Raw genomic sequence first — 24,664 nt, forward strand, 5'->3', positions numbered from 1 at the left:
CCGAAGAAGCGCCTGAAGAACCGCTCGCAGAACCACCGAAGGTACCGCCATGCCTGAAACCCCCGTATCCACCCCCCTGCCCGCCGCCGTCCTCTTCGACATGGACGGCACCCTGGTCGACACCGAACAGCTGTGGTGGCAGAGCGCCGCCGAACTCGCCGAGGAGCTCCACCACCCGCTCACCGACCAGGACGCCCCCGAGGTGCTCGGCCAGGCCGTCGAGCACACCGCCGCCCACCTGCACCGGGTCAGCGGCACGGCCCTCGGCGAGGCCGAACTCGCCGCCCGGCTCGGCGAGTCCTTCGCCGCCAAGGTCGCCGCCGAGACGGTGCCGCGCCCCGGCGCGCTCGCCCTGCTGGCCTCGCTGCGCGACGCCGGGGTGCCCACCGCGCTGGTCTCCGCCTCCCCGCGCCGGGTGGTCGACCTGGTGCTGTCCGCCATCGGCCGGGACTGGTTCGCCGTCACCCTGGCCGCCGAGGACACCGCGCGCACCAAGCCCGCGCCCGACCCCTACCTCGCCGCCGCCGAACGCCTGGGCCTGGACCCGGCCGTCTGCCTCGCCGTCGAGGACACCCCGACCGGGGTCGCCTCCGCCGGCGCGGCCGGCTGCGCCGTGCTCGCCGTGCCGTCCACCCCGACGCCGATGCCGCGGGGCGAGCGGATCACCCTGCTCGCCAGCCTGGAGCTGGCCGACCTCGCCCTGCTCGGGAAGCTCGCCGGGGCCGACGCGGTTCGACCCTGACATGCCCTATCTCCTGCTCGCCCTGGCCATCATCAGCGAGGTCTGCGCCACCAGCTGCCTCAAGCTCACCGAGGGGTTCACCCGGCTTTGGCCGAGCCTCGGCGTCGGCGTCGGCTACGTGCTCTCCTTCCTGCTGCTCGGCCGCGCGCTCAAGCACATACCGGTCTCGGTCGCCTACGCCGTCTGGTCCGGGGCCGGCACGGCGGCGGTCGCCGGGATAGGCGTGGTCGCCTTCGGCGAGTCGCTCGGGCGGCTGCAGTGGCTGGGGATCGCGCTGGTGATCGTCGGGGTGGTCGTGCTCAACCTCAAGGGCGGCCATTCCTGACGTAGCGGCAGCCATCAACTCGCCTGCCGGGGCGGGAAGTCGGGCACACCGACCGCCCGCCCCGGCCGCGTTCGCTACGGTGTCCCCCATGACGGACCCCCGACCCCATCACTACCGCTTCGTCCACCGCGAACTCGCCCGCCAGGTACTGGAGTTCGGACCGCGCGTGGCCACCCCGACCCCGGACGGCGGCAGCCTGCTGCCGGTCGTCGCCCAGATCTGGGAGGACCTCGGCACCACCCTGCCGCCCGAGGACCGGCTGCCCGCCCACGGCCTCGACTGCCGCCATCTGTCGGTCGACGGCCACCACATGCTGCTGGTCGCCCTGCCCGCCCCGGTCGGCGCCACCGAGGCCCACTTCGCCGCCGCCGTCCACCCGAAGGGCGCCAGGGCGGTGCGCTATGTGACCCTGGAGCACGCCCTCAGCCCCTTCGACGGCAGCCCCGGCACCGTCCTCGGCGAGTGGACCGCCGACAGCCACCTCAACCACGGCCCGGGGCCCTCCCCCGTCGCCGAACTGTTCGTCGCCGCCGTCGTCCAGCTCGTCACCCCGAGGAAGCGCGGCTTCTGGCGCCGCTGAACGGCCTCCGGGCCAGACCCCCACGAGACCTCCGCACGAGACCCCCGTACGGGTACACCTCCGGACCGGGCCGCCGACGTCAAGAAGGCGTCGACGGCCCGTAAAGGTCCCGTGAGGGGCGCCCCCCGGCCCCGGCTCCGGTGATCACCCCGGGTCGGCGAGGGCTATGCTCGCCCGGTCCGACAATCGACGCATCGGGGGGCGAAAGTGGCCGACTTCAAGGTCAGTACCGAATTCCTCGCCAAGCTGGCCCAGGACCTCAAGGGGTGTGGCGACGAGCTCGAACAGGGGCTCAAGGCCTTCGAGGCGGCCGGCCACACCGGCACCGGCTTCGACTTCCTGGACGAGGCCTGCGGACACTTCAAGGACAAGTGGCAGTTCGGTCTGAAGAAGGTCCGCGAGTGCGTCAAGGTCCTGGACGAGGGCCTGGAACAGGTGCAGAAGAACTACGACGGCACCGAGCAGAGCATCGTCAAGGCCCTCACCCCGGCGGGGCAGTCGTGAGCACCCCGGCGCCCGCGGCGCCCGACTGGTCCGGCCTCGGCTTCGACCCCACCCCCGGCGACTCCGCCGCCGTCACCGCGCTCAGCAACGGCCTGCGCCGGGTGGGCCAGCACCTGACCGGCGTGCACACCACGCTCGCCCAGATCACCGCCAACGAGGGCGCGTGGACGGGCGACGCGGCCCAGCAGTTCTCCAAGCAGTTCCAGAAGCTCCCCGGCTACCTCCAGGACGCCGCCGACTCGATCACCGACGCCTACACGGCGCTCGACGTCTGGTACAAGGCGCTGACCGAACACCAGCCCAAGGCAGCCGAGTTGGCCGCCGCCGCGGTCGCCGCCAAGAAGAAGAAGGACGAGGCCGACCGGGCCCACGGCGCAGCCGCCGCCAACCCCGACCTCCAGCTGGCCGGCCGCTACTTCCCCGACGACGCCGGCCTGGCCGCCGCCGAGAAGCGCTACACCGCCGCCAAGAGCCACCTGGACGCGGCCGCCGAACTGCTCAACAGCGCCACCACCGAGCTGGCAGGCCTCCGGACGCAGGCCCACGAACTCGCCGGCACCCACCGGGCGGACGCCAAGAAGACCGCCGAGGCCGTCCGCAAGGCCGCCGACAGCAAGGCCCCGCCGGAGCCGGGCATGCTCAGCAAGATCGGCAACTGGTTCAAGAACCACGGCGCCGACCTGCTGACGGTGGCGGCCGGCGTCTGCGGCGTCGCGGCGATCTTCTTCCCCGCCTTCGCGCTGCCGGCGATCCTCTTCAGCGCCTCCGCCGCGCTCGCGCACGGCGCCCAGTACGCCGCCAAGGGCCAGCTGTGGCCGCCACAGAACAACATCGGCAACTGGCTGACCCTCGGCGGCGACGTCCTCGGCGCGATCCCCGGGGTGGGCGTCGCGGCCAAGGGCGTGACCGCCGCCCGGGAGGCCGTCGCCGCCGGCGAGGGCGTGCGCGGCGTGGTCGCCGCCGGATCCACCGAGGTCCGGGCCGCCTCCCGGGCGATCGACCCGGCCAACCCGCTCTTCACCCAGGGGATCGAGAAACCCGCCATGTACTTCGGCGTCTCCAAGTCCGCCGCGATGGACATCGCCGACGGTGTCCAGGCCGCCACCACCGTCGGGCTCAACGCCCCGACCGCCTACGCGCTCACCCAAGACAACCCGAGCGACAACCTCGCCGGCGCCGTCAACTACACCACCGGCGGCAACAGCGTCCTCGGCTCGGCCGGCATGATCGCCGGCGGCGGCAAGGCCAACGTCATCATCGGCAGCGTGTCCACCGTCGGCAACCTGCTCGGCATGACCGGATGGGCGGCCGGCTATGGCCGCTGAGACCACCGGGGCCGCCGCCCCGCCGCTCTGGCTCGACCTGCCGGCCGGCTTCACCGCGATCGACCTGGACGAGGACCTCGGCGACCGGATGGCCCGCGCGGCGGAGCAGATCGACGCGCTCTTCCCCGACACCGGGGCCGAGCAGAAGCTCGCCGCCGTGATCGCCTCCGAGACCGCGCTCCAGGCCCAGCTGCGCGAGGGCGTCGTCCACGTGTCCAGTTGCCTGGTCCGGGCCGAGGACGGCGAGCCGATCCACGGCATGTTCGCCGTCTTCCTCCGCCCGCAGGACCTCGGCGAGCCGGGCAGCTACCCCTCCCGGGTCGCCGCGGAACTGGCCGAGGCCTGGCCGGACGCCGACGTCGGCGTGGTGGACCTGCCGCTCGGCCGCGCCGCCCTGGCCGCCCGCGAACTGACCGTCCCGACGCCCGGCGCGGTCTGGGGCGTGCCCGAACCGACCGTCAGCACGGTGCGCCAGCTCGAACTGCTGATCCCGCACCCGTGGAGCCCCTACGTGGTCGCGGCCGTCTTCACCACCGAGGACATCGACCACTGGGACGAGTGGCTGCCACTGATCGCCACCGCCTACCGGGGCATCTCCTTCCACCCGCCCCGGGACGAAAGCAGCGACGAACTGCCGCCCGAGCAGTGGGACAAGATCCGGAAGGCCTTCGGGTGAGCGGCACCGAAGCCCCGCGGCCGAGGACGGAGCCCCGCCGGGGTTCCGTCCCGCTGACGACCGCCCTCGCGCTCGCCGCGCCGCTGTCGCTCGTCGGCCTCACCGCCGCCTACGGCTCGTACGGCTGGCCGGCCGGCCTGGGCGTCCTGGTGGTCGCCACCGCCGCCCTGTCGGCGGGCCTCGGCCGGCTGGCCGGCCGCTGGCGCGGCTGCCTCGCGGTCCTGATCGTCCCGTTCCTGCTGTTCATCGGGGCGGCGGCGACCAAGAACGTCCGCGACGACCTGACGCTGAACACCGGCTCCACGGTCACCGCCCACGTCACCGACAAGGAACGCACCACCGGGACCCGCGCCCAGTCCTGGGACTACGCCCTGGCGGCCCCCGACGGCACCCCCGTCCCCGGCGGCCGGCTCAACCAGCGCGACCAGGACCTCCGGATCGGCGACCAGGTCACCGTCCGCTACGCCCCCGACGGCACCGCCCGCCCCAAGCGCCCCGAGCAGATCGACCTGGGCACCGACCTCTTCTGGGCCGGCGCCGTGCTGCTCGGCGCCGCCCTCGCGGTGGTCGCCGTCGGCGTCCGCGCCCGGCCCGCCGGCCCGCTGCGCGAGCGCCTCACCGCCCTCGCCCGGGCCGCTCGCGTCCGTGCCTCCCGCCTGGGCGCCGTCCGCACCGCCCTGGTCTGGGGCGCGCTGTCCGCCGGCTGGCTCGCGCTCCTCCTGCTCGCCCGGCACACCGTCGGCGGCCCGCTTCCCCTCGCGCTCTTCCTCCTCCACTTCCTCGCCCTCGTCACCTGCGCCGCTCCCCTCCTGGAGAAGCCGACGGCCAAGCCCGCCGCGGCCCTCCTCGGCACCGGCACCGGGTTCCTCCTGCTGGCGCTGTTCCTCTGATCGGATGGCCGCCACCCGGTCCGACCAGGGCCCTCGCGGCGGCCCGCGCCGCCTCGGCGGCGCCGGCTTCTCGTACGCCAACGGCTTCCTCGACTTCGGCATGCTGATGGTCCGGCGCGGCAACCGGCGCACCCATCTCTCCCCGGAGCCCGTCACCGGCCTCGGCACCGCCGTCCTGGACGCCCTGGACGAGCGCGGCTGGGCCGCGTTCCACGCCTTGGCCGGAAACGACTGACCCGCGGCGGGCAGGCGTCGCACACCGACGCCCGCCCCACCGCGGGTCCGCCCGATCAGCCCAGCAGCGCGGGCAGTTCGGCGATCGAGCCGAGCACGTGGGTCGCGCCGTCGGCCCGCAGCCGGGCCTCGTCGTGGGCACCGGTGAGCACACCGGCCACCACCGAGGCGCCGGCCCGGGTGCCGGTCAGCATGTCGTAGCCGGTGTCCCCGGCGACGGCGATCTGACGGACCGAGTCGGTGCCGGTGCGCAGCAGCGCGGTGAGCACCATGTCGGGGTACGGGCGGCCGCGGCCGGCGTCGGCGGGGCAGAGGGTGAGGTCGGCGATGGACTGCCAGCCGAGGGCGTCCAGGATGCGGTCCTGGGTGGTGCGGGAGAAGCCGGTGGTGAGCACCACCTTCCGGCCCTGGCCGCGCAGTTCGGCGATGGCCTCGGCGGCGCCGGGCAGGGGGGCGCAGTGGCCGGCGTCGACCAGGTCGTCGTAGGCGGCCTCGAAGGCGGCGTTGGCCAGCTGGGCCTTCTCCTCCTCGCCGAACAGGTGCCGGAAGACGGAGATCTTGGATTCGCCCATGGTGGCCCGCACGTGGGCCAGCATCGGGTCGAACTCCGGGCTTCCGGTCTCGACGCCGAGCTTGGCGGCGGCCGCGGTGAAGGCCTGCTCGACCAGGCCGTCGTCGGCGACGGTGGTGCCGGCCATGTCGAGGACGACCAGGCGGATGTCGGTGGTCACGGCAACGCTCCTTACAGGTTGGCGAGTTCGGCGGTGGTCTCGGCGATGGCGGGCGAGCAGGTCATGCCCCGGCCGCCGGGGCCGGTGACCAGCCAGACGCCGTCGCGCACGCGCTCGCGGTGGACGACCCGGGTGGAGTCGACGCACTGCGCGTACACCCCGGCCCAGCGGCGGCGGATCCGCGGCAGCGGGCGGCCGAGCAGGTCCTCGACCACGCCGACCAGGTGGTCGTACGGGTCCTCGACGACGTCGAAGCCGAACGGCTGGTCGTACTCGTGGGTGTCGCCGATGGTGAGGCCGCCGTCGCGGCGCTGGACCATCAGCAGCTGCATCTTGTGCTCGGCGGCGACCGGCGGCTGCGGCTGGGTCTCGCGCAGCCGGTCCAGGGCGGTGCCGGCGAAGGCGGGGTAGTAGCGGAAGCTGTCGCCGTCGGCGACGGAGGTGGTCAGGGTCTCGCCGAGCGGGTCGGTCTGCATCATCTGGAGCCGCACCCGGCGCACCGGCAGTTCGGGGGCGAGCTCGCGGACCAGGCCGCCGAGCCAGGCGCCGGTGCACAGGACCACCAGGTCGCCGGTGTGGACGTCGCCGTGGTCGTCGCGGACGGCGTTCTCGCCGATCACCTCGCGCACCTCGCGGCCGGGCAGGAAGGTGTACCGGCCGGTGGACTCCAGGTAGCGGCGCAGCGCGGGCTGGGCGGTGCGGGGCTCGACGGCGGCGTCGCGCTCGCACCACAGGGCGCCGAGCAGCTTGCCGCGCAGGGCCGGGTTGGCGGCCCTGGTCTCGTCCGCGCCGAGCAGCTTGTAGCCGCGGGAGGCGGCGTCGGGCAGGGTCAACGCCTGCTCAGCGACGGCGAGTTCGGCCTCGGTGCGGATCGCGGTGAGCGATCCGTTGGCCCGGAAGCCGAGGTCCGGGACGCGGGAGCCGATGGACTCCCACAGTTCGCGGGCCCGCAGCGCGGTGTCCAGTTCCTCGCCCTGCGCCCGGCCGCTGACCCAGACCAGGCCGAAGTTGCGCACCGAGGCGCCGCGCGCCTCGCTCTCGCGCTCCAGGTGGACGACCTCGTGGCCGCGCCGGACTGCCTGCCAGGCGTGCATGGTGCCCAGCACGCCCGCTCCTACGACGATGACTCTCATGCGTCCAGGCTGATGCGCCCAGGTGTCCGAGGGACGTCGGGATGTCGTCCCGCAGATGAACCACCCGGGAAGTTGTACAGACAACCCATGACTTCTAGGGCCGGACCACCCGCGCCCGCAGGTAGTTGCGCCGCCCGTGGTTCGGCTCGTCCACCGCCGTCAGCTCCTCCACCTGGAACCGGTACAGCGCCGCCGCCCCGCCCCCGGCGAGGTACTGCTTCCGGGTCTCCTCGTCCGGCGCGAAGGACGGGTACCGGCCCTGGTACGCGGCCAGCGCCGCCTCGGCCTGCCGCCCCCAGGCCTCGCCCGCACTGCCGGTCAGCTGGAGGCCGCGCAGCTGCTCGCCGAAGACCGGCGGCGGCAGGAAGACGGTGGCGGCGGCCCTGGCCTCCTCGGCCAGGTGGTGGCTGTGCCGGGTGGAGCGCTCACTGACGAAGTAGAGGACGAGGTCGTCGTCGTACGCGAAGAAGGCCAGGTTGGCGTGCGGGCCCCGCTCGTGACCCGCGGTGGCGAGGGTGAGCACCATGGCCTCGGCCAGCAGCCCCTCGACGCCCTGGTGCGGTGAGCCGCCCGGCCAGTCCCCCTGCGTGATGTCGAGTCGGTACGGCATTCGGCACTCCCCTCCGCTGGCACGCCACGGCGTCCGCGCGCGTCCGAGCGCGTCCGAGCACGACTGAGCACGACTGAGCCGGGCGGGCGCCTCCCGCAGGAGGCTCCACGCCCGGCTCACATGCTCCACCCGCCGTCCGAGACCGGACAAGGGGCGGGCCGACTACGGCTGTCGTTACGCCGACTACGGCTGTCGTTACCGCGACGCGCGGTGCGACGGGTACGCGCGGGCCACCACCGGCAGCTCGCCCGGCCCGAGCAGCGGCCGCAGCGCGCTCGCCCGCATCCGGTCCACCAGCGGCCCGCAGCGGCCGGCGAGCGGCGTCAGCACCACGGCGGCCAGGATCCCGACCAGCGCGCCCACCGCCACGTCGTGCGGGTAGTGCACGCCGACCCAGACCCGGGAGGCGGCCATCAGCACCGCGAACAGGCCGGCCACCCAGCCGAGCCGGCGGTCGACGAACCAGAGCGAGGCCGCGGCGGCGAAGGCGATCGTCGAGTGGTTGCTCGGGAAGGACCAGTCACCGGCGGCCGGGCAGGTCTCCAGCGCGAGGCTGCCGGGGATCTGCGCGCACGGACGGAGCTCCTCGACGGAGCCCTTGAAGACCGAGTTGACGGCGTACGCGACGACCACGATCACCGGCGAGGCGAGCACCTTGGCCATCACGGCCGAGTCCGCGCCGCGCGCCCGCCACCAGGCGTAGAGCATGAAGACCGCGAACAGCCCGAGGCCGATCGCGGACCACAGCTTGATCAGCTCGTCCAGCCAGTGCGGGGCGGACTGCGCCCAGCCGTTGACCCGGGTGTACAGGCTGCCGTCGATGCCGCTGCCGTCGTACACGGCGAGCGCCCGGGAGGACATCACACGTCACCTCCGTGACGCCGCGCCTTACGGGCGCGGAACAGTTCGAGAACAATGGGGAGCACGGAGACAACTACTACCAGACCGATGATCGGCAGTAGGTACTGGTCGATGCCGGGGATCGACGACCCGAGCCCGTACCCGGCGAGCACCACGCCGACCGTCCAGAGCGCACCCCCGGTGACCTGCCAGAACGTGAACGTGCGGACCGGCACGTCCAGGACGCCGCAGAGCGGGTTGAGCACCGTGCGGACCACCGGGATGAAGCGGGCGAGCACGATCGCCTTGCCGTGGCCGTACTTGGCGAGCAGCTCCTCGGCCCGGGCGACGCCCTCCAGCAGGCTGCGGCGCCTGGTCCGGCCGAGCAGCGCCCGGCCGCCGCGCCGGCCGATCAGATAGCCGACCTGGGCCCCGCCGAGCGCGCCGACCAGGGCGGCCGGCAGCACCTGCCACAGCTCCAGCTGTGGGCCCTTGGTGGCGCCGGGCACGCAGAGCAGGCCGGCGGTGAACAGCAGCGAATCCCCGGGCAGGAAGAAGCCCACCAGCAGGCCGGTCTCGGCGAACAGCACCACGGCGATGCCGAGCGCGCCGAACGCGGCGAGCAGTGAGGACGCGTCCAGCGGGTTCACCGCGAGGTGAACGGCCGGATCGGCGAGGAACTGGAGCAAGGCCGACGGACCTCCCGTACGTTGGAGGGCGGTTCGCATCGGAACCCGCCCGGACCGTCTACAGTTGCGTAGACGGTCTACATGACTGTAGACGAAACTTGGAGGAAGCGCCGCCATGCCCGACGTACCGTCCGCCCGCCGGCCCGCCGGGGAGCTGGAGGCCGAGGTACTGGCCGCCCTCTGGTCGGCCCGGCAGCCGATGACGCCGCAGGACGTCCAGGCCGCGCTCGGCGGGGATCTCGCCCGCACCACCATCGCGACGATCCTGGCCCGGCTCTTCGACAAGGGGACGGTCGAACGCACCCGGGCCGGCCGCGCCTACGCCTACACCCCGACCGTCCAGGACACCGCCGGGCTCGCCGCCCGCCGGATGCACACCGAGCTCGGCCGCGAGGCCGACCGCTCCACCGTACTGGCCCGCTTCGTCTCCGACCTCTCCGCCGAGGACGAGCAGCTGCTGCGCGACCTGCTCGGCGACGGCGCACCGGAGGCCGGCCCGGCGGGGGCGGGCACCTCGGGGGCAGGCTCTTCGGGGGCCGGCTCTTCGGGGGCCGGCTCTTCGGGGGCGGACGACCGATGATGCTCTCCGTCTGGGTCCCGCTGCTGCTGCCCTTCCTGGCCGCCCCGCTGGCCCGCCGCCTCGCCGAGGCGCTGCCGCCGCGGGCCGCCGCCTGGATGCTGGCCGGCAGCGCCGCCGTGCTGGCCGGCGGCACCCTCTGCTCGCTCGGCCTGCTGGCCGCCGCCGGGCTGCTCCAGCTCCCGCCGGTCGCCACCCTCGGCCACCTCTCGCTGCCCTGGCTCACCGCGGCCGCGCCCGACGCACCGTTCGCGGCCGCCCTGGCCGCCCTGGCGCTCCTCGCGCTCGCCGCACTGGGCGTGCGCACCGCCCGCCGGCGGGTCCGGGAGCTGCGCACCGCCCGGGCCGCGCTCCCGGTCACCGCCGACCGGCATCCGGACGTGCGCCCCCCGCGCGCCTCCGTGCGCTGGATGCGCCCCCAGGCTCGGCTGGCCGCCCTGCTGCGGCCCGCCGACCACCCGCTCACCGTCCTGGACGACGAGTGCGCCGACGCCTTCGCGCTGCCCGGCCGACTGGGCGAGCCCGGCCGGATCGTGGTCACCTCCGGCATGCTGCGCGCCCTCGACGGCCCCGAGCGCGCCGCGCTGCTCGCCCACGAACGGGCCCACCTGACCGCCCGGCACCACGTCTTCCTCGCCCTCGCCGAGCACGCCGCCGACATCCACCCGGCGCTGCGCCCGCTGCGCGCCCCGCTCGGCTACCACCTGGAACGCTGGGCCGACGAAGTGGCGGCCGCCCGGGTCGGCGACCGCGCCGTGACCGCCCGCGCGGTCGGCCGAGCCGCCCTGGCCGCCAGCCGCTCCCCCTGGCCGGCCCGCCCCCGGCTGGTCGCCGCCGCCCACTCCGGCCCCGTCCCGCGCCGGGTCGCCGCCCTGCTCCGGCCCCGCCCGGCCACCAGCCCCGGCACCTGGCTGCGGGCCGCCGCCGTCGCCCTGGCCGCCTGCCTGGCCCTGAGCACCGGCGCCGCCCTGGAGGCCACCGCCGACCTGCACCACGCCGTGGAGGCCGCCCAACAGAGCCCGGACACCCAGCGCTGACCCGCCCCCGGTCCGGGCGGCGGAGGCCGCCCGGACCACGGTTCCACTCCTGCGCCCACGACCGGGCCCGCGTCTCCATACCGCCCGGTATGCGGACTTTCCCGACCCCGTCCCCAACGACCCATCACACCCGTACGCTTTCGTCAGCGCGTCGGCCCCGGCGCGTCCTCGAACGGTGGCGAGGAGCAACGCGCGTGCGGCAGACCGGACGGCAGTCCCGACGACCAGAGCGCCGCACCCCGCCGACCGCGGCGGAACTGGCCAAGGTCCACGACCGCACCCTCGCCGACGCCGCCGCCCGGGAACTGGCCGCCCCCGCCCCCGCCCTCGGCGAGGAAGACGGCGCCCCCGGCCCGCTCGACCCCCGCCCCGAGATAGGCGACTCCTGGGCCCGGCTGCGCCGCCTCGGCCTGGACCCGGACACCGGCGCCGCCGCCGTCCTGCTGGGCCCCGGAGAAATCGAACAGCGGCGCCGCACCAGCGGGCTCGACCCCGTCCTGCCGGTGCTCCGCGAGACCCTGATCGACGTGGCCGGCGCGGCCCCGCTGCTGCTGGCCGTCGCCGACGCCGAGGGCCATGTGCTCTGGCAGGAGGGCGAGCGCGGCCTGCGCCGCAGCGCCGACCGGATCGGCTTCATCACCGGCGCCCGCTGGATCGAGGAGAGCGTCGGCACCAACGGCATCGCGGTCGCCCTGCGCGCCCGGCGCCCGATGCACGTCCACTCCGCCGAGCACTACCTGCGCAGCCACCACTCCTGGACCTGCCTCGCCGCACCGATCCGCGACCCGGGCACCGGCCGACTGGTCGGCGCGATCAACCTGAGCGGCCCGGCGCACACCGTCCGCCCGCACCTGCTCCAGCTCACCGCCACCGCCGCCCGGCTCGCCGAGACCGAGCTGCGCGCCCACCGGCTGGAGGCGCTGCACCAGCTGCGCACCCTGGCCGCCCCGCTGCTCGCCCGGGTCGGCGGCCCGGCCCTGGTGGTGGACGCGGCCGGCTGGACCGCCGCCGCGGCCGGGCTCCCGCCGCCCAGTCGGCTGCGGGTGCCCAGCGAGGGCTGGACCCCGGCCGCCGTGCACTGGGTGCCCGGCCTCGGCGAGTGCGCGCTGGAGCCGCTCGCCGACGGCTGGCTGGTGCGCCCGCTCCGCTCCCCGGTGGAGGACGACTCCGGCACGGTGACCGCCGAACAGGCCGAGGGGGCCCGGCTCCGGCTCGACCTGCGCCGCCCGGACCGCCCCGAGCTGTCCGTCCGGGGCGCCGCTGACAGCTGGTCGCACCCGCTCAGCCCGCGCCACGCCGAACTGCTGCTGCTGCTCGCCACCGGGCGCGAGGGCAGCACCGCCGCCCAGCTCGCCGAGGCGCTGTTCGGCGACGCGGGCCGGACGGTGACGGTCCGCGCCGAGCTGTCCCGGCTGCGCCGCTATCTGGGCGGACTGCTGGCCCACCGGCCGTACCGGATAACCGAGTCGGTGCTGGTCACGGTGGACGGGCCGGACGACCCGTACGACCTGCTGCCCGCCTCCTCGGCCCCGGCCGTCCGGCGGCTGCGGGTCGCGCTGGCCGCGGGGACGGCCCGACTGCCCGGCTCGCCGCTGCCGCCGCTGCGCGGGGAGCGCCGCTGACGGCCGGTCGTCAGCCCTGGCCGCCCGCCAGCAGCGCGGCCAGCTCGTCGTCGGTGGGGCCGCAGCTGCGCTCCCGGTCCTCGGAGACCAGCGCGTAGGTGCGGTCCAGCCAGTCCTGCACCCGGGGCTTGGACGCCTCCAGCAGCGCGCTGCCGTGCGGGGACTCCAACGCCAGGTGCAGCGTCGAGCCGTGGCACGGGCAGTACGCCGGCCACAGCTTGACGTCGCCGTGGCCGCTCAGCGTGCGCAGGCCGTCGCGCAGCAGTTCGCGCGAGAACACCCAGTCGGCCTCGTCCGGCCGCCCCAGATGGAAGGTCAGCAGCACCTCGTACGGGCGCGCGGCGTCGAACCGGAACCGCGTGCGCACATCGCCGACCACCTCCTCGCCCAGCGAGATGCGCAGCGTCAGCACCTCCTCCACCGCCGCCGGAGCGGCGGTGGAGCCGTCCCCATCGCCGCCCGTGGGGGTGGCGGCGAGGGGTGCACTGGAGGCTGCGGACAGCGGGTCGGGCGACATGACGGTCTCTCCGGGACGGCGTGGGATGCCTTCAGCCTGCGCCACGCCCGGCGGACCGGGCAAGGGTTGCAAGGGGGTTGCAATAACCCCCGTCCGGGGCAGCCACCCCTTACCACTCTTGTCAGACGGAACGTCAACTTCCGTACGTCAAAGGGGTGTCCACGAAGTGGATGGCGGCTGACCACCATGCGGTCGCCCGCTGGTACGCTCTCCCCCTTCCCCGCGCGGGCCCGCGGCGGAGCCCGCCTTCGACGGGCGGAGCGGGGCCCGGCGGCGGCACGTGGGAGAATACGGCGACCGCGACGGCGGCTTCGGGGAGGAGGGGTCCGGTGGCTGGGCGCGAAGACACCGCGCGAGACGTGCGGCACGAACCCGCACAACAGGGGCGACACGGTCGGCCACGCCCGTTCGGCGGCCTGTTCCGGCTGCCCACCCTGCGCTTCTCCGGCGCCGCGATGGCGATGTCCACCGTGGTCGGCATCAGCGTCGCCACCACCCTGCTGCTCAACCAGCAGCAGGGTGTCGGCCGGGACGTCCTGCGGGTCGGCACCACCCCGCCGCCCACGCCGGGCACCGATGACCAGACCGAGGCGGCCTCGGCGCAGACCCCGACCGACGGCGCGTCACCGCCCTCGCGCCAGGTCGCGGGCCGCCCCTCGACGCGCCCCACGGCCCCCGCGACGGTCGCGGCCACCCCGGCCGCGCCCCGTACGGCCGCGCCCGCCGCACCCGCCGCGCCCGCCGCGCCCCAGACCGGCGGCCAAGCCGGTGGCCGGCCCCATGGCCAGACCGGCGGTCAGGCCTCGGCCGGGCAGGGGGCGCCGCTCTCCGGCACCCAGCTCACCGGGGCCGAGACGGACGCTCCCGATCCGGTCGCCACCTCCCCCTCCGACCCGACGCCGCACCCGGCCGGGCCGAGGCCCGCCGAGCCCGTCCACCCGGGGCCGGCACCGGTACCGGTACCCGCCGGGCCCAGCCCGGACTCCACCGGCAACGCGAAACTCCCGACGCCTTACTCACTGCCCGACCCGGACTCCGCGCCGGACCCGGGCTCCCTCCCCGGCCCGGATTCACTGCCCGGCCCGGACGCGCTGCCCGACTCGCTCACCCCCGGGGGCGGCCAGGGCGCCGACCACGCGCTGTCCGGCACCGCCGCGGCCTCCCCGCTCGGCCGGGCCGGCCTGCGGCACCAGCTGACCCTCGACGTGACCGAGCGGGTCACCGTGTTCCAGGCCGAATTCCGGCTCGCCCCGGGCGAGTTGGCCCCGGGCACCGGCACCGCCTGGACCGACCTGCCGGGCGCCGTGGTGACGGCCCAGCAGGAGCGCGGCACCCTCGTCTACCGCTTCACCGCCCCGCCCGGCACCGACGTCCAGCCCGGCCGCTACACCTTCGGTGTCCGCGGCGCCCGGCAGAGCGCCGACCCGTCCACCGGGGCGCGCAAGGCGGCTCCGGCGGAGAGCTGGAGCGTCTCCGCCTTCGCCCTGGACCGCCCCCGGGCGGTGGCCGCGCTCGGCGCCTTCAGCCACGCGGCGGCGCCGACCGGCGAGCCGACGGCCTCCTCGCCGTCCGCCGCCCCTCGGATGTCCTCGGCGCGCTGACCGGCCGAGGGCCGGATGTCACGGTCATCCGACGATCCGACAGTCGGCCGTTCGGACGGGCGCATCGCCGCACCCCTGTTCGTTACTGTGACAGCACCCGGCCCGGCGCCCCCTCACGGCCCCGGCCTGGCCGTCGTTCCACACCCGAGGAGGAGTCCGTGTCCACCGTCCTGACCCAAGGCGGCAACACACCGCTGACCGCCGCGCGAGTGACCGTCGAGGTCAGCGCGCCCAAGGCGCTGGACGTGTCCGGCCTGCTGCTGACCGACGCCGGCAAGGTCCGCTCGGACGACGACTTCGTCTTCTTCAACGCCCCGAACGGCCCCGGCGTCAGCCACCGCCCGGCCACCGCCGGCGCCCCCGACGCGATCACCGTCGACACCCGGGCCGTCCCGGCCGGGATCAACAAGATCGTGGTCACCGCGAGCCCCGCCGACCAGGTCTCCACCTTCGCCGGGACGGAGCCCACCGCCACCGTCCGCGACGCCGACACCGGCGAGGTCCTGGCCACCTTCACCCCGCCCCGGCTGGGCCTGGAGACCGCGCTGATCGTGGTCGAGGTCTATCTGCGCGGCGGCGTCTGGAAGGTGCGCGCGGTCGGCCAGGGCTACGCCAACGGCCTCGCGGGCATCGCCACCGACTTCGGCGTCACCGTCGAGGACTCCCCGGCCCCGGCTCCGGCGGCCGCCCCGGTCACTCCGCCGGCCCCGACCGCCCCGCCGACCGCCCCGCCGGCCCCGGCCACCCCGCCGGTACCGGCCGCAGCGACCACCGCCGTCGACCCGCGGATCGCCCTCGCCACCGGCCAGACCACCATCCCGGCCCCGCCCGCGGCTCCCCCGACTCCCCCGGTCCCCCCGGCGCCCGCCGCTCCCCCGGCCGCGCCGCCCGCGCCCGCCAAGGTCACCCTGGACAAGGGCCGGGTCAGCCTGGTCAAGGGCAGCTCGGTCTCCCTGGTCAAGAACGGCCGCCCGTTCCTCTCCTCGGTCCGGATGGCCCTCGGCTGGAAGTCCGCCGCCCGCGGCCGTGACATCGACCTGGACGCCTCCTGTCTCGCCTTCGACGCCGGGCGCAAGCGGCTGGAGACGGCCTGGTTCATGAAGCTGAACATCTTCAACGGCGCGATCTCCCACTCCGGCGACAACCTGGTCGGCGGCGAGGGCGGCGACGACGAGGTGATCACCGTCCACCTGGAGGGCCTGCCGGCCGAGGTCCACGGGCTGGTCTTCGTGGTGAACTCCTTCTCCGGCCAGAAGTTCACCGATGTGCGCGACGCCTACTGCCGGCTGCTGGACGCCCGGACGGAGGAGGAGCTGGTCCGCTTCGACCTCACCAACTCCGCGCCGTACACCGGCGTGATGATGTGCAGTCTGGTCCGCCGCCCGAGCGGCGAGTGGGAGATGACGGCGCTCGGCGAGTACGTCGACGGCAAGACCGCGCGGGCGATGATCGAGCCCGCCGCCGCGATGCTGTAAGCCCACAAAGTCAACGCCAGGCACCATGGATTCACCCTCCCGAGGCATCAAGCCGTCCACACGGCGACTCGATTGACTCTCAGGAGGGTGAATCCGCACTCTCCCCCCACCCGAGGAGGAGAGCCGTGCCATCCTTCCTGTCCCGCCTCGCCGTCACCGGCACCGCCGCCGCGCTCGCCGCCGGGCTGATCACCCCGACCACCGCCCAGGCCGCCGCCCGGCCGGACGACCGCGCCGGCACGCTGCGCTGGGCGGCCCTCGGCGACTCCTACACCGCCGGCGTCATCGAGGCCACCGGCGACGAGACCGCGCCACTGGACGGCTGCGCCCGGACGGTCAAGTCCTACCCCGAGATCATCCGCCACGACCTCGGCTCCCTGGTCGACCTGCGCAACGTCAGTTGCAGCGGCGCCACCACCGACAGCGTCTACGCGAACGCGCAGTCCCCGCTCGGCCGCCCGCTCCCGCCTCTCGGCAGCGACCCGGACGCCCCCTACCCGCCCGTCCCGCCGCAGATCGACGCCGTCGACCCGGCCGCCGACGTGGTCACCGTCGGGATCGGCGGCAACGACCTCGGCTTCGTCGAGATCCTCAAGGGCTGCATCGAACTCGGCGCCACCCAGCTCGGCCAGGGCACGCCCTGCAAGGACAAGTACGACGCGAGCCTGCCCGGCCGCTTCGCCGGTCTGCGCGCCGGATACGACTCGATGCTCACCGCGCTGCACGCCAAGGCCCCGTCCGCCCGGGTCCTCACCGTCGGCTACCCGCACCTCTTCCCGGAGAACGCCGGCCTCTGCCAGTACGGCAACCTCCTGCAGTTCGGCACCTTCACCACCGGCGACGTCGACTGGGCCCGCACCGCGGTCGTGGAGCCGCTCAACGCGCTCATCGCCCAGGTCACCGCCGCCCACGGCGCGCGCTTCGTCGACCTCTACCCCGCGAGCGCCGGCCACAGCGTCTGCGACGCCGACCACTGGCTGGACGGCGTGCTGACCAGCATCATCCCCCTCAAGTACGCCGTGGTGCACCCCAACGCCGACGGCCAGGCCCACACCGCCGCCCTGGTCGAGGACGCCGTCCTCGCCGGCTGACCGCCACCCGACCGGGGGCTACATCGGACCGCACGTCATGCACCGCTACCTATAAGGGAGTTGCTACTCCTCGATCGCCCCGCCGACCCGCCGCAGATGCTTCCGGAAGCTGTATGACGGGTCGGCGGCGCGTCGCTCCAGGTACTCGTCGAAGGCGGTCTGCCGGCGCAGCGTGTCCCCGGAGGAGATCCGCTCGGCCTGGGCGCGCTCGGTCCGCGCGATCGCGCCGGCCGTCTCCAGCACCTCGGCGACCCGGTCGGCGGGGACGAACAGCACCCCGTCCGCGTCGGCGAACACCACGTCCTCGGCGCTCACCGGGTGCGGCCCGAACTTCGCGGACAGCAGCGCCTCCGGCTCCCGGCCGTCCAACCGCAGCGGGCCGAGCGGCAGCGCACCGTAGCTGAACACCGGCAGCCCGATCTCCACCAGTTCCGGGGTGTCCCGGTGCAGCCCCCACACCACGATGCCGGCCACCCCGGCGGCCCGCGCCTCCAGCACCGCGAGGTCCCCGATGCAGGCCTCGTCGGTCCGCCCGCTGTTGTCGACCACCAGCACGTCCCCGTCCCGGGCCGCCGTGTACGCCTCCAGGAACACGTCCACGCTGCCGTAGTGCCGCACCGGCAGCACCCGCCCCGCCACCCGGCCGCCGCCCGCCACCGACGCGATCCCCACCGGCGCGACCCGCACCTCCACCCCGAGCCGCACACACGCATCCGCCACCAGCGGCGTGGACAGCTCCGCGAAAGCCTTCAGCATCCCCAACTCCTCCATCCGAAAAGCCAGTTCACAGCGGCACCGATCCTATGCGCCGAAGCCCCCGGCGACCTGGAAACGCACGACGGCCCGCACCCCCCGTCAGGGGTGCGGGCCGTTCGCCGCGGGCGCCCGCGTCAGCCGCGGGTGGCCATGGCGCGCAGGAAGAAGGTCAGGTTGGCCGGGCGCTCGGCGAGGCGGCGCATGAAGTAGCCGTACCACTCCTGGCCGTACGGGAGGTACACGCGCATGGTGTTGCCCTCGCCGGCGAGGCGCAGCTGCTCCTCCGGGCGGATGCCGAACAGCATCTGGTACTCGAAGGAGTCCCGCTTGCGGCCGTTCCACTGGGCCAGCTGGCCGGCGATCTTGATCATGTTGGGGTCGTGCGAGGCGATCATCGGGTAGCCCTCGCCCGCCATCAGGACCTTCAGGGCCCGGACGTACGCGAGGTCGACCTCGTGCTTGCCCTGGAAGGCGACCGACTCGGGCTCCTTGTAGGCGCCCTTGCACAGGCGCACCCGGGAGCCGGGGCCGGAGAAGTCGCGGCAGTCGGCCTCGGTGCGGCGCAGGTAGGCCTGGAGCACGACGCCCACCCAGGGGAAGTCCGCCCGCAGCTCACGCGCGATGGACAGGGTGGAGTCGGTGGTGGTGTGGTCCTCCATGTCGAGGGTCACCGTGGTGCCCGCGTCGGCGGCGAACTCGCAGATGCGGCGGGCGTTCTCCAGCGCGATCTTCTCGCCGTCCACCGGGAGGAACTGGCCGACGGCCGACAGCTTGACCGAGACCTCGGCGCCGGCCGCGAGGCCGGTCTCCTTGAGCGCCTTGAGCAGGTGCTCGTAGGCCTCGGCGGTGCCGGCGGCCTGGGTGGCGTCCTGGGTGTCCTCGCCGAGGTGGTCCAGGGTGACCTTGCGGCCGGTGGCGATCAGGTCGTCGGTGGCCGTCACGGCGTCGTCGAGGACGTCGCCGGCGACGAAGCGCTCGACTATCGCGTGGGTCGGCGGGAACTTCTCGACCACGGTACGGACCTGCGGGGACCGGGAGGCCGCGAGAAGGGCGGAACGGAGCATCGTGACTCCTGGAGCTGGTGTTTCCAAGGATGGCAGAGGGGCCGGGGCGACGGGTGGGTGGGCCGCCGCCCCGGCGGGCGACGCCCGGTTGCGGGACCGGGCGTCGCGGGTGACCGATGGCTACTGGACGAGCCGGCTGGTCGGAAGGGCAGGTCAGCCCATGTGCGGGTAGCGGTAGTCGGTCGGCGGGACGAAGGTCTCCTTGACCGAACGGGTGGAGGTCCAGCGCGCCAGGTTCTGCTTGGCGCCGGCCTTGTCGTTGGTGCCCGAGGCCCGGCCGCCACCGAAGGGCTGCTGGCCGACGACGGCGCCGGTCGGCTTGTCGTTGATGTAGAAGTTGCCGGCCGCGAAGCGCAGCTTGTGCATCGCGTCCTGGGCCGCGGCGCGGTCCTGGGAGATGATCGAGCCGGTCAGGCCGTAGGACGACACGGACTCCATCTGGGCCAGCATCTCGTCGTACTTCTCGTCCTCGTAGACGTACACGGCGAGGATCGGGCCGAAGTACTCGTCCTTGAAGTACTCGCTCGACGGGTCCTTGCAGACCAGGACGGTCGGGCGGACGAAGTAGCCCACCGAGTCGTCGTAGGTGCCGCCGGCCAGGACCTCGACGGTCTCGTCGGCGTGGGCGCGGTCGATGGCGCCCTTGTTCTTGGCGAAGGAGCGCTCGTCGATGACGGCCGACATGAAGTTCGACAGGTCGGTGACGTCGCCCATGGTGAGGCCGTCCACCTCGGCGGCGAACTCGTCCTTCAGGCCGGCCCAGATCGAGGCCGGGACGTAGGCGCGGGACAGCGCCGAGCACTTCTGGCCCTGGAACTCGAAGGCGCCGCGGGTCATCGCGGTCTTCAGGACCTTCGGGTCGGCGGACGGGTGGGCGACCAGGAAGTCCTTGCCGCCGGTCTCGCCGACGATCCGCGGGTAGGTGCGGTAGCCGGAGATGTTGTTGCCGACCTCGCGCCACAGGTGCTGGAAGGTGGCGGTGGAGCCGGTGAAGTGGATGCCGGCCAGCGCGGGGTGCTTGAGCGCGACCTCGGAGACGGCCAGGCCATCGCCGGTCACCATGTTGATGACGCCCTTGGGCAGGCCGGCCTCCTCCAGCAGCTGCATCAGCAGGTGCGCGGAGAACTGCTGGGTCGGGGACGGCTTCCACAGCACCACGTTGCCCATCAGCGCGGGCGCGGTCGGCAGGTTGCCGGCGATCGCGGTGAAGTTGAACGGGGTGATCGCGTAGACGAAGCCCTCCAGCGGGCGGTGGTCGCTGCGGTTCCACACGCCGTCCGAGGAGATCGGCTGCTCGGCCATGATCTGGCGGGCGAAGTGCACGTTGAAGCGCAGGAAGTCGACCAGCTCGCAGGGGGTGTCGATCTCGGCCTGCTGCGCGGTCTTGGACTGGCCGAGCATGGTGGCGGCGGCCAGGGTCTCGCGCCAGGGGCCGGCCAGCAGGTCGGCGGCCTTGAGGAAGATCGCGGCGCGCGAGTCGAAGGAGAGCGCCTGCCAGGCCGGGGCCGCGGCCAGGGCAGCGTCGATGGCGTCCTGCGCGTCGGCCTGGGTGGCGTTGCGCAGGGTGCCGAGCCGAGCCGCGTGGTTGTGCGGCTGGACGACGTGGATCTCGGTGCCGGCGCCCATGCGGCGCTCACCGTTGATCGTCATGGTCAGCTGGACCGGCTCCTGGCCGCCCAGCTCCTTCAGCTTGGCCTCCAGACGGGCCCGTTCCGGGCTCCCGGGGGCGTAGCTGTGGACCGGCTCGTTCACCGGCGCGGGGACCTGGGTCACAGCGTCCATAGAGCGCACGCTCTCCTTCGTTCAATGCGGGGGGATTGCCGGAGCGGGTCTCACACCGGCCACAGCACGAACGCTATTCCTGGCCGGCGGGCCACATGATTGGCCGGGCGGCTAAATTCCCCCGTACGGCGTTGTCCGGCCCGACGAACAGGGTCACGCCCGGGTCACGAACCATCCCCGGGCACCCCATCGTTCACACCTCCCGGCACCTCCTCGCACCACCGGCTCACGCCCCCGGCTCGCGGCACGGGCTCACGCCCCGGCGCTCGCCTTCCGGCCGTTCACGCCGGCCTCCTCGGGTGCCTCCGGCCGGCGGGCGAGCAGATCCGTCGACTCCGCGACCGGCAGGGCCGCCGGCAGGCTCAGGGCCACCCCGGACACCGGGTACTCGCCCCGGGGCTCGGTTCGCGCATCCAGTCGTCGAGCTCCGCCCTGCCCTCCGCCGTGAGGGCGCAGACGGTGCGCTCCGGCCGCCGGATGTCGCGGACGGTCTCCCGTTCGGCGACGAACCCGGCCTCCCGCAGCTGCTCCACGACCCCCGAACTCTGTCCGTCCGGCTAAAATCGACCACACACCGTTGTCCGAGCGGATGAAGGAGGACCGGCGTGACCACCCCCGGCCTACCGCTCCGTCAACTCCTGATGTCCCTGGGCGAACCGCTGGTCGAGCTGCAGGCCGCCCCGCAGGGCCTGGACGTGCCGGTGCGCGACGTCGCGATCCTCGATCCGGAGGACCCGCCGACCGCCGCCCCCGGCGAGCTGGTGCTCGCGATCGGCGCCCGCGGCCGCGCCGCCCTGCCCGCCCTGCGCGCGGCCGGCCGGGCCGGTGCCGCCGCCGTCGCGGTCAAGCTGGACGGGCCCGGACAGGCCGACGCGCTGCGCGAGGCCGCCACCGACGCGGGCGTCGCCCTGCTCTCGGTGCGCCGCGAGACCCGCTGGGAGCACCTCGACTCGCTGGCCCGGGCAATCATCGCCGGCCCGGACGCCCCGGACGCCCCCGGCGCCCCGGAACCCAACGCGGGCGACCTCTTCTCCCTCGCCCAGACCGTCGCCGTGCTCACCAACGGCATCGTCTCGATCGAGGACACCTCCAGCCGGGTGCTGGCCTACTCCCGCTCCTCCGACTCCGACGAGGTCGACGACCTGCGCCGGCTGTCCATCCTCGGCTGGCAGGGCCCGGAGCCGTACCTGTCCAAGCTCCGCGAGTGGGGCATCTTCCAGCACCTGCGCAGCTCGGACGCCCCGATCGCGGTCGAGCCGCACCCCGAGCTGGGCCTGCGCCGCCGCCTGGCGGTCGGCATCCGGGCCGGGGCGCAGCCGCTGGGCACCATCTGGGTGCAGGAGGGCGCGCAGCCGCTGGCCCCGCTGTCCGAGCAGGCCCTGGTCGGCGCGGCCCGGGTCGCGGCCGCCCAGCTGGTGCGCCGCCGCCGGGAGCTGTCCGCGGACGTCCGGCTCACCCAGACCCTGCTCACCGGCCTGCTGGAGGGCTCCACCGGCCCCCAGTCGCTCGCCACCCACCTCGGCCTGGACCTGCGCCGCCCGGCCACCGTGCTGGCCTACAGCGCCCACACCACCGACGCGCTGCACCGCGCCGACGTCACCGGCCTGATCTCGGTGCACACCGCCGCCCGGCACCGCACCGCGCTGCTGGCCCCGATCGAGTCCCGGGTGTACGTGCTGCTGCCCGAGCTGCCGCCCGGTCTGCCGATGTCCACCGTGCGCGACTGGGCCTCCGGAGTGGTGTCGGCCGCCCGGGAGCACCTGGGCGTCCCGCTGCGCGCCGCGATCGGCTCGACCGTCGACGGCCTGGCGCAGGTGCCGGACTCCCGCGCGCAGGCGGACCGCATCCTGGACGCGATGGGCCGCGGCGGGGTGGACCTGGACGTCGCGGCGCTGATCGACGTCCAGGCGGAGGTGCTGGTCAGCGAGATGCTCGCGCTGCTCCAGGAGCGCTCCGGCCTGCGCGACCCGAGGCTGACCGCGCTCACCGAGTACGACCGCCGGCACGGCACCCGGCTGGCCGAGTCGGTGCTGGCCTGGCTGGACGCGCTCGGCGAGGTCCGGGTCGCCGCGGACGCGCTGCACATCCACCCCAACACCCTGCGCTACCGGGTGCGCCGGGCCGAGCAGTTGACCGGCATCGACCTGGCCCAGCCGCAGCAGCGCCTGCTGGCGATGCTGCAACTGCGGCTGCCCGCGGACGAGTAGTCCGCGGGCAGCGCTTGACGGCCCGTCAGTTGCCGTAGCCCTGGCCGCGCTTGTGCTCGTTCAGCCGGCGCCACGGGCCGCTGATGGCCAGCTGGATGCCCGGGGTCTGGATGTTGGCGAACAGCGTCTTGCCGTCGTCCGAGAAGGTCACCCCGGTGAACTCGCTGAACTCGGGCTTCTCGGCGGTGCCGATGTTCAGCTCGTTGCGGGCGATCGGATAGACCAGCCCGTCCTCGGTGGCGCCGAACAGGTGCGAGACGCCCTCGCCGTCCTCGCAGATCACGATGCCGCCGTACGGCGAGACGGTGATGTTGTCCGGGCCGTCGAAGTTGTCGTGGTCGCCCCAGACGTCGCTGTTGACGCCCAGCAGGACCTTCAGGGTGATGGTGCGGCGGTTCGGGTTGTAGAACCAGACCTGGCCGTCGTGCTGGACCGGGCTCTCCGAGCGGGCGAAGCTGGAGACGAAGTAGAAGCCGCCGTCACCCCACCACATGCCCTCCAGCTTGCGGGCGCGGGTGACCTCGCCGTCCTTGAACTGCTTGCGCACCGAGACGCTCTTGGCGTCGCGGTCCTGGACCTTGACCCAGTCCACGCCGTAGATGGTGCCGACCTTGGTGGCGCGGGAGAGGTCGTCGACGAACTTGCCCTGCGCGTCGAAGACCTTGAAGGCCTCCAGCAGGCCGGCGTCCTCGGCGAGCCCCCGCAGCTTGAAGCGGCCGTGCTTGAAGCCGGCCGGCGGGGTCCAGCGGAACAGCAGGCCGTTCGGGTTCGAGGCGTCCTCGGTCAGGTAGACGTGACCCTTCTTCGGGTCCACCACGACGGCCTCGTGGGCGTAGCGGCCGAAGGCCTTGATCGGCTGCGGGTCGCGGTTGTAGTCGTCGTCGAACGGGTCGACCTCGAAGACGTAGCCGTGGTCCTTGGTGAAGCCGTTCTTGCCGGCCTTGTCCTCGGTCTCCTCGCCGGACAGCCAGGTGCCCCACGGGGTCACGCCGCCGGCGCAGTTGGTGGCGGTGCCGGCGATGCCGACCCACTGCTCGACCGAGCCGTCCCGCTTGGCGTGCACGATGGTGCAGCCGCCGGCCGCGCCTGGGTCGTAGACGTGGCCCTCGATCAGCGGCACCGGGTGCGGCCAGTTGGCGCGGGCGCCGGCCAGCTCGTGGTTGACGACCATCAGGTTGCCGCCGCGCTCGTCCTCGAAGGCGGAGGTGCCGTCGTGGTTGCTCGGGGTGAACTCGCCGGTGCGCAGCTTGGTGACGCCGGCCCGGTTGAGGACCTTGTACGTGAAGCCCTTCGGCAGGGACAGCAGCCCGGCCGGGTCCTGGACGAGCGGGCCGTAGCCGACGGCGGTGCCGGCGGCCGAGTTGGTCCCGGCGGCCGCGGCGGCCGGGGCCTCGCCGCCGGCCGGGGCGGCGATCGCGCCCGGGGCGCTGGCCAGCGCTTCGGCGCCGCCGGCGATCAGCACGCCGGCCCCGACGAGGGTGGAACGGTTGACGAAGTCCCGGCGGGACAGCGACATGGCAGCAACTCCTGACGGATGAGCGGGGGCGTCGGTGCGGGATGCCGACGCCCAGCAGGCTCCGCCGGTGGGGTGAACCGGGCGTGACGCCCCGCCCACGCCCGGGCGGCCATTTGCCGACCGATGACCTTCACATGACC

The 24,664-nt window shown here is 74.3% G+C and carries 26 protein-coding genes; 15 read left to right on the top strand and 11 right to left on the bottom strand.

Annotated features, from left to right (window positions below; all coding sequences use genetic code 11):
- Window positions 1-49: 49 nt before the first annotated feature.
- From QWJ13_RS24305 to QWJ13_RS24340, 8 genes are all read left to right on the top strand, one after another.
- Window positions 50-742: an HAD family hydrolase gene (locus tag QWJ13_RS24305; protein WP_316527044.1), complete on the top strand. Its 693-nt coding sequence runs from the start codon at window positions 50-52 to the stop codon at window positions 740-742.
- A 1-nt stretch (window position 743) separates the two neighbouring features.
- A complete protein-coding gene (locus tag QWJ13_RS24310; protein ID WP_316527045.1) occupies window positions 744-1,067 on the top strand; it encodes a DMT family transporter in 324 nt (107 codons plus the stop codon).
- Between the two features lie 88 nt (window positions 1,068-1,155).
- Entirely contained in the window at window positions 1,156-1,647 is a 492-nt protein-coding gene (locus QWJ13_RS24315; protein WP_316527046.1) for a hypothetical protein, read from the top strand.
- Between the two features lie 207 nt (window positions 1,648-1,854).
- Window positions 1,855-2,151 carry a hypothetical protein gene (locus QWJ13_RS24320; RefSeq protein WP_316527047.1) on the top strand — a complete coding sequence of 99 codons (297 nt, stop codon included), beginning with the start codon at window positions 1,855-1,857 and terminating at the stop codon, window positions 2,149-2,151.
- Window positions 2,148-3,476 (top strand): ATP synthase subunit B family protein, encoded by a 1,329-nt coding sequence (locus QWJ13_RS24325; RefSeq protein WP_316527048.1) that lies wholly within the window; start codon window positions 2,148-2,150, stop codon window positions 3,474-3,476. The genes QWJ13_RS24320 and QWJ13_RS24325 overlap by 4 nt, the downstream gene beginning before the upstream one ends.
- Window positions 3,466-4,152: a hypothetical protein gene (locus QWJ13_RS24330; RefSeq protein ID WP_316527049.1), complete on the top strand. Its 687-nt coding sequence runs from the start codon at window positions 3,466-3,468 to the stop codon at window positions 4,150-4,152. Before QWJ13_RS24325 ends, QWJ13_RS24330 begins: the two co-directional genes overlap by 11 nt.
- Window positions 4,149-5,042 (top strand): hypothetical protein, encoded by an 894-nt coding sequence (locus QWJ13_RS24335; protein WP_316527050.1) that lies wholly within the window; start codon window positions 4,149-4,151, stop codon window positions 5,040-5,042. The genes QWJ13_RS24330 and QWJ13_RS24335 overlap by 4 nt, the downstream gene beginning before the upstream one ends.
- 4 nt (window positions 5,043-5,046) lie before the next feature.
- Window positions 5,047-5,277 carry a hypothetical protein gene (locus QWJ13_RS24340; RefSeq protein ID WP_316527051.1) on the top strand — a complete coding sequence of 77 codons (231 nt, stop codon included), beginning with the start codon at window positions 5,047-5,049 and terminating at the stop codon, window positions 5,275-5,277.
- 55 nt (window positions 5,278-5,332) lie between these two features.
- On the opposite strand, the gene QWJ13_RS24345 is transcribed toward QWJ13_RS24340, so the two are convergent.
- From QWJ13_RS24345 to QWJ13_RS24365, 5 genes are all read right to left on the bottom strand, one after another.
- Complete coding sequence (locus QWJ13_RS24345; protein WP_316527052.1) at window positions 5,333-6,007, bottom strand: phosphonatase-like hydrolase; 675 nt, start codon at window positions 6,005-6,007, stop codon at window positions 5,333-5,335.
- A gap of 11 nt (window positions 6,008-6,018) precedes the next feature.
- Window positions 6,019-7,140, bottom strand: coding sequence for a TIGR03364 family FAD-dependent oxidoreductase (locus tag QWJ13_RS24350; RefSeq protein ID WP_316527053.1), 1,122 nt, complete (start codon window positions 7,138-7,140; stop codon window positions 6,019-6,021).
- A gap of 94 nt (window positions 7,141-7,234) precedes the next feature.
- Window positions 7,235-7,750, bottom strand: coding sequence for a pyridoxamine 5'-phosphate oxidase family protein (locus tag QWJ13_RS24355; protein ID WP_316527054.1), 516 nt, complete (start codon window positions 7,748-7,750; stop codon window positions 7,235-7,237).
- A 195-nt stretch (window positions 7,751-7,945) separates the two neighbouring features.
- On the bottom strand, window positions 7,946-8,611 hold the full coding sequence (locus QWJ13_RS24360) for a phosphatase PAP2 family protein (protein WP_316527055.1): 666 nt from the start codon (window positions 8,609-8,611) through the stop codon (window positions 7,946-7,948).
- The gene (locus QWJ13_RS24365; RefSeq protein WP_316527056.1) at window positions 8,611-9,279 is read right to left on the bottom strand and encodes a DedA family protein; all 669 of its coding nucleotides are present in this window, start codon (window positions 9,277-9,279) and stop codon (window positions 8,611-8,613) included. The genes QWJ13_RS24360 and QWJ13_RS24365 overlap by 1 nt, the downstream gene beginning before the upstream one ends.
- Window positions 9,280-9,394: 115 nt before the next feature.
- Here QWJ13_RS24365 and QWJ13_RS24370 point away from each other — a divergent pair, with 115 nt between their 5' ends.
- The 3 genes from QWJ13_RS24370 to QWJ13_RS24380 all read left to right on the top strand — a co-directional run bounded on the left by QWJ13_RS24370 (window position 9,395) and on the right by QWJ13_RS24380 (window position 12,515).
- Window positions 9,395-9,859, top strand: a complete 465-nt coding sequence (locus tag QWJ13_RS24370) for a BlaI/MecI/CopY family transcriptional regulator (protein ID WP_316527057.1) — start codon at window positions 9,395-9,397, stop codon at window positions 9,857-9,859.
- Window positions 9,856-10,893: a M56 family metallopeptidase gene (locus QWJ13_RS24375; protein ID WP_316527058.1), complete on the top strand. Its 1,038-nt coding sequence runs from the start codon at window positions 9,856-9,858 to the stop codon at window positions 10,891-10,893. Before QWJ13_RS24370 ends, QWJ13_RS24375 begins: the two co-directional genes overlap by 4 nt.
- Window positions 10,894-11,087: 194 nt before the next feature.
- A complete protein-coding gene (locus QWJ13_RS24380; RefSeq protein WP_316527059.1) occupies window positions 11,088-12,515 on the top strand; it encodes a GAF domain-containing protein in 1,428 nt (475 codons plus the stop codon).
- Between the two features lie 10 nt (window positions 12,516-12,525).
- On the opposite strand, the gene QWJ13_RS24385 is transcribed toward QWJ13_RS24380, so the two are convergent.
- The gene (locus QWJ13_RS24385; protein WP_316527061.1) at window positions 12,526-13,032 is read right to left on the bottom strand and encodes an SsgA family sporulation/cell division regulator; all 507 of its coding nucleotides are present in this window, start codon (window positions 13,030-13,032) and stop codon (window positions 12,526-12,528) included.
- A 329-nt stretch (window positions 13,033-13,361) separates the two neighbouring features.
- Between QWJ13_RS24385 and QWJ13_RS24390 the strand changes: the two genes are divergently transcribed.
- The 3 genes from QWJ13_RS24390 to QWJ13_RS24400 all read left to right on the top strand — a co-directional run bounded on the left by QWJ13_RS24390 (window position 13,362) and on the right by QWJ13_RS24400 (window position 17,199).
- On the top strand, window positions 13,362-14,633 hold the full coding sequence (locus QWJ13_RS24390) for a hypothetical protein (protein WP_316527062.1): 1,272 nt from the start codon (window positions 13,362-13,364) through the stop codon (window positions 14,631-14,633).
- Window positions 14,634-14,803: 170 nt separating this feature from the next.
- Entirely contained in the window at window positions 14,804-16,108 is a 1,305-nt protein-coding gene (locus QWJ13_RS24395; protein WP_316527391.1) for a TerD family protein, read from the top strand.
- A 125-nt stretch (window positions 16,109-16,233) separates the two neighbouring features.
- Window positions 16,234-17,199 carry an SGNH/GDSL hydrolase family protein gene (locus QWJ13_RS24400; RefSeq protein WP_316527063.1) on the top strand — a complete coding sequence of 322 codons (966 nt, stop codon included), beginning with the start codon at window positions 16,234-16,236 and terminating at the stop codon, window positions 17,197-17,199.
- Between the two features lie 63 nt (window positions 17,200-17,262).
- Here the strand turns inward: QWJ13_RS24400 and QWJ13_RS24405 are convergent, their stop codons facing one another.
- From QWJ13_RS24405 to QWJ13_RS24420, 4 genes are all read right to left on the bottom strand, one after another.
- The gene (locus QWJ13_RS24405; RefSeq protein ID WP_316527065.1) at window positions 17,263-17,955 is read right to left on the bottom strand and encodes an RraA family protein; all 693 of its coding nucleotides are present in this window, start codon (window positions 17,953-17,955) and stop codon (window positions 17,263-17,265) included.
- 134 nt (window positions 17,956-18,089) lie between these two features.
- Window positions 18,090-19,019, bottom strand: a complete 930-nt coding sequence (locus QWJ13_RS24410; protein WP_316527067.1) for a proline dehydrogenase family protein — start codon at window positions 19,017-19,019, stop codon at window positions 18,090-18,092.
- Between the two features lie 153 nt (window positions 19,020-19,172).
- Window positions 19,173-20,801 (bottom strand): L-glutamate gamma-semialdehyde dehydrogenase, encoded by a 1,629-nt coding sequence (gene pruA / locus QWJ13_RS24415; protein ID WP_316527068.1) that lies wholly within the window; start codon window positions 20,799-20,801, stop codon window positions 19,173-19,175.
- Window positions 20,802-21,163: 362 nt separating this feature from the next.
- Window positions 21,164-21,334, bottom strand: a complete 171-nt coding sequence (locus QWJ13_RS24420; RefSeq protein ID WP_316527069.1) for a hypothetical protein — start codon at window positions 21,332-21,334, stop codon at window positions 21,164-21,166.
- A 72-nt stretch (window positions 21,335-21,406) separates the two neighbouring features.
- Between QWJ13_RS24420 and QWJ13_RS24425 the strand changes: the two genes are divergently transcribed.
- Entirely contained in the window at window positions 21,407-23,008 is a 1,602-nt protein-coding gene (locus QWJ13_RS24425) for a PucR family transcriptional regulator (protein ID WP_316527070.1), read from the top strand.
- Window positions 23,009-23,033: 25 nt separating this feature from the next.
- Here QWJ13_RS24425 and QWJ13_RS24430 read toward each other — a convergent pair whose 3' ends face one another.
- Window positions 23,034-24,524 carry an alkaline phosphatase PhoX gene (locus QWJ13_RS24430; RefSeq protein ID WP_316527072.1) on the bottom strand — a complete coding sequence of 497 codons (1,491 nt, stop codon included), beginning with the start codon at window positions 24,522-24,524 and terminating at the stop codon, window positions 23,034-23,036.
- Window positions 24,525-24,664: the final 140 nt, after the last annotated feature.

It is taken from the genome of Kitasatospora brasiliensis, from assembly GCF_032654805.1.
GTDB classification, from domain to species: Bacteria; Actinomycetota; Actinomycetes; order Streptomycetales; family Streptomycetaceae; genus Kitasatospora; species Kitasatospora brasiliensis.

Excerpts from the sequence above, each read along its gene's own strand:
- QWJ13_RS24370 (WP_316527057.1), top strand. The coding sequence starts at position 9,395 with ATGCCCGACGTACCGTCCGCCCGCCGGCCCGCCGGGGAGCTGGAGGCC.
- QWJ13_RS24340 (WP_316527051.1), top strand. The coding sequence starts at position 5,047 with ATGGCCGCCACCCGGTCCGACCAGGGCCCTCGCGGCGGCCCGCGCCGC.
- QWJ13_RS24350 (WP_316527053.1), bottom strand. The coding sequence starts at position 7,140 with ATGAGAGTCATCGTCGTAGGAGCGGGCGTGCTGGGCACCATGCACGCC.
- QWJ13_RS24310 (WP_316527045.1), top strand. The coding sequence starts at position 744 with ATGCCCTATCTCCTGCTCGCCCTGGCCATCATCAGCGAGGTCTGCGCC.
- QWJ13_RS24315 (WP_316527046.1), top strand. The coding sequence starts at position 1,156 with ATGACGGACCCCCGACCCCATCACTACCGCTTCGTCCACCGCGAACTC.
- QWJ13_RS24385 (WP_316527061.1), bottom strand. The coding sequence starts at position 13,032 with ATGTCGCCCGACCCGCTGTCCGCAGCCTCCAGTGCACCCCTCGCCGCC.
- QWJ13_RS24355 (WP_316527054.1), bottom strand. The coding sequence starts at position 7,750 with ATGCCGTACCGACTCGACATCACGCAGGGGGACTGGCCGGGCGGCTCA.
- QWJ13_RS24305 (WP_316527044.1), top strand. The coding sequence starts at position 50 with ATGCCTGAAACCCCCGTATCCACCCCCCTGCCCGCCGCCGTCCTCTTC.
- pruA (WP_316527068.1), bottom strand. The coding sequence starts at position 20,801 with ATGGACGCTGTGACCCAGGTCCCCGCGCCGGTGAACGAGCCGGTCCAC.
- QWJ13_RS24330 (WP_316527049.1), top strand. The coding sequence starts at position 3,466 with ATGGCCGCTGAGACCACCGGGGCCGCCGCCCCGCCGCTCTGGCTCGAC.
- QWJ13_RS24405 (WP_316527065.1), bottom strand. The coding sequence starts at position 17,955 with ATGCTGAAGGCTTTCGCGGAGCTGTCCACGCCGCTGGTGGCGGATGCG.
- QWJ13_RS24410 (WP_316527067.1), bottom strand. The coding sequence starts at position 19,019 with ATGCTCCGTTCCGCCCTTCTCGCGGCCTCCCGGTCCCCGCAGGTCCGT.
- QWJ13_RS24430 (WP_316527072.1), bottom strand. The coding sequence starts at position 24,524 with ATGTCGCTGTCCCGCCGGGACTTCGTCAACCGTTCCACCCTCGTCGGG.
- QWJ13_RS24360 (WP_316527055.1), bottom strand. The coding sequence starts at position 8,611 with ATGTCCTCCCGGGCGCTCGCCGTGTACGACGGCAGCGGCATCGACGGC.
- QWJ13_RS24375 (WP_316527058.1), top strand. The coding sequence starts at position 9,856 with ATGATGCTCTCCGTCTGGGTCCCGCTGCTGCTGCCCTTCCTGGCCGCC.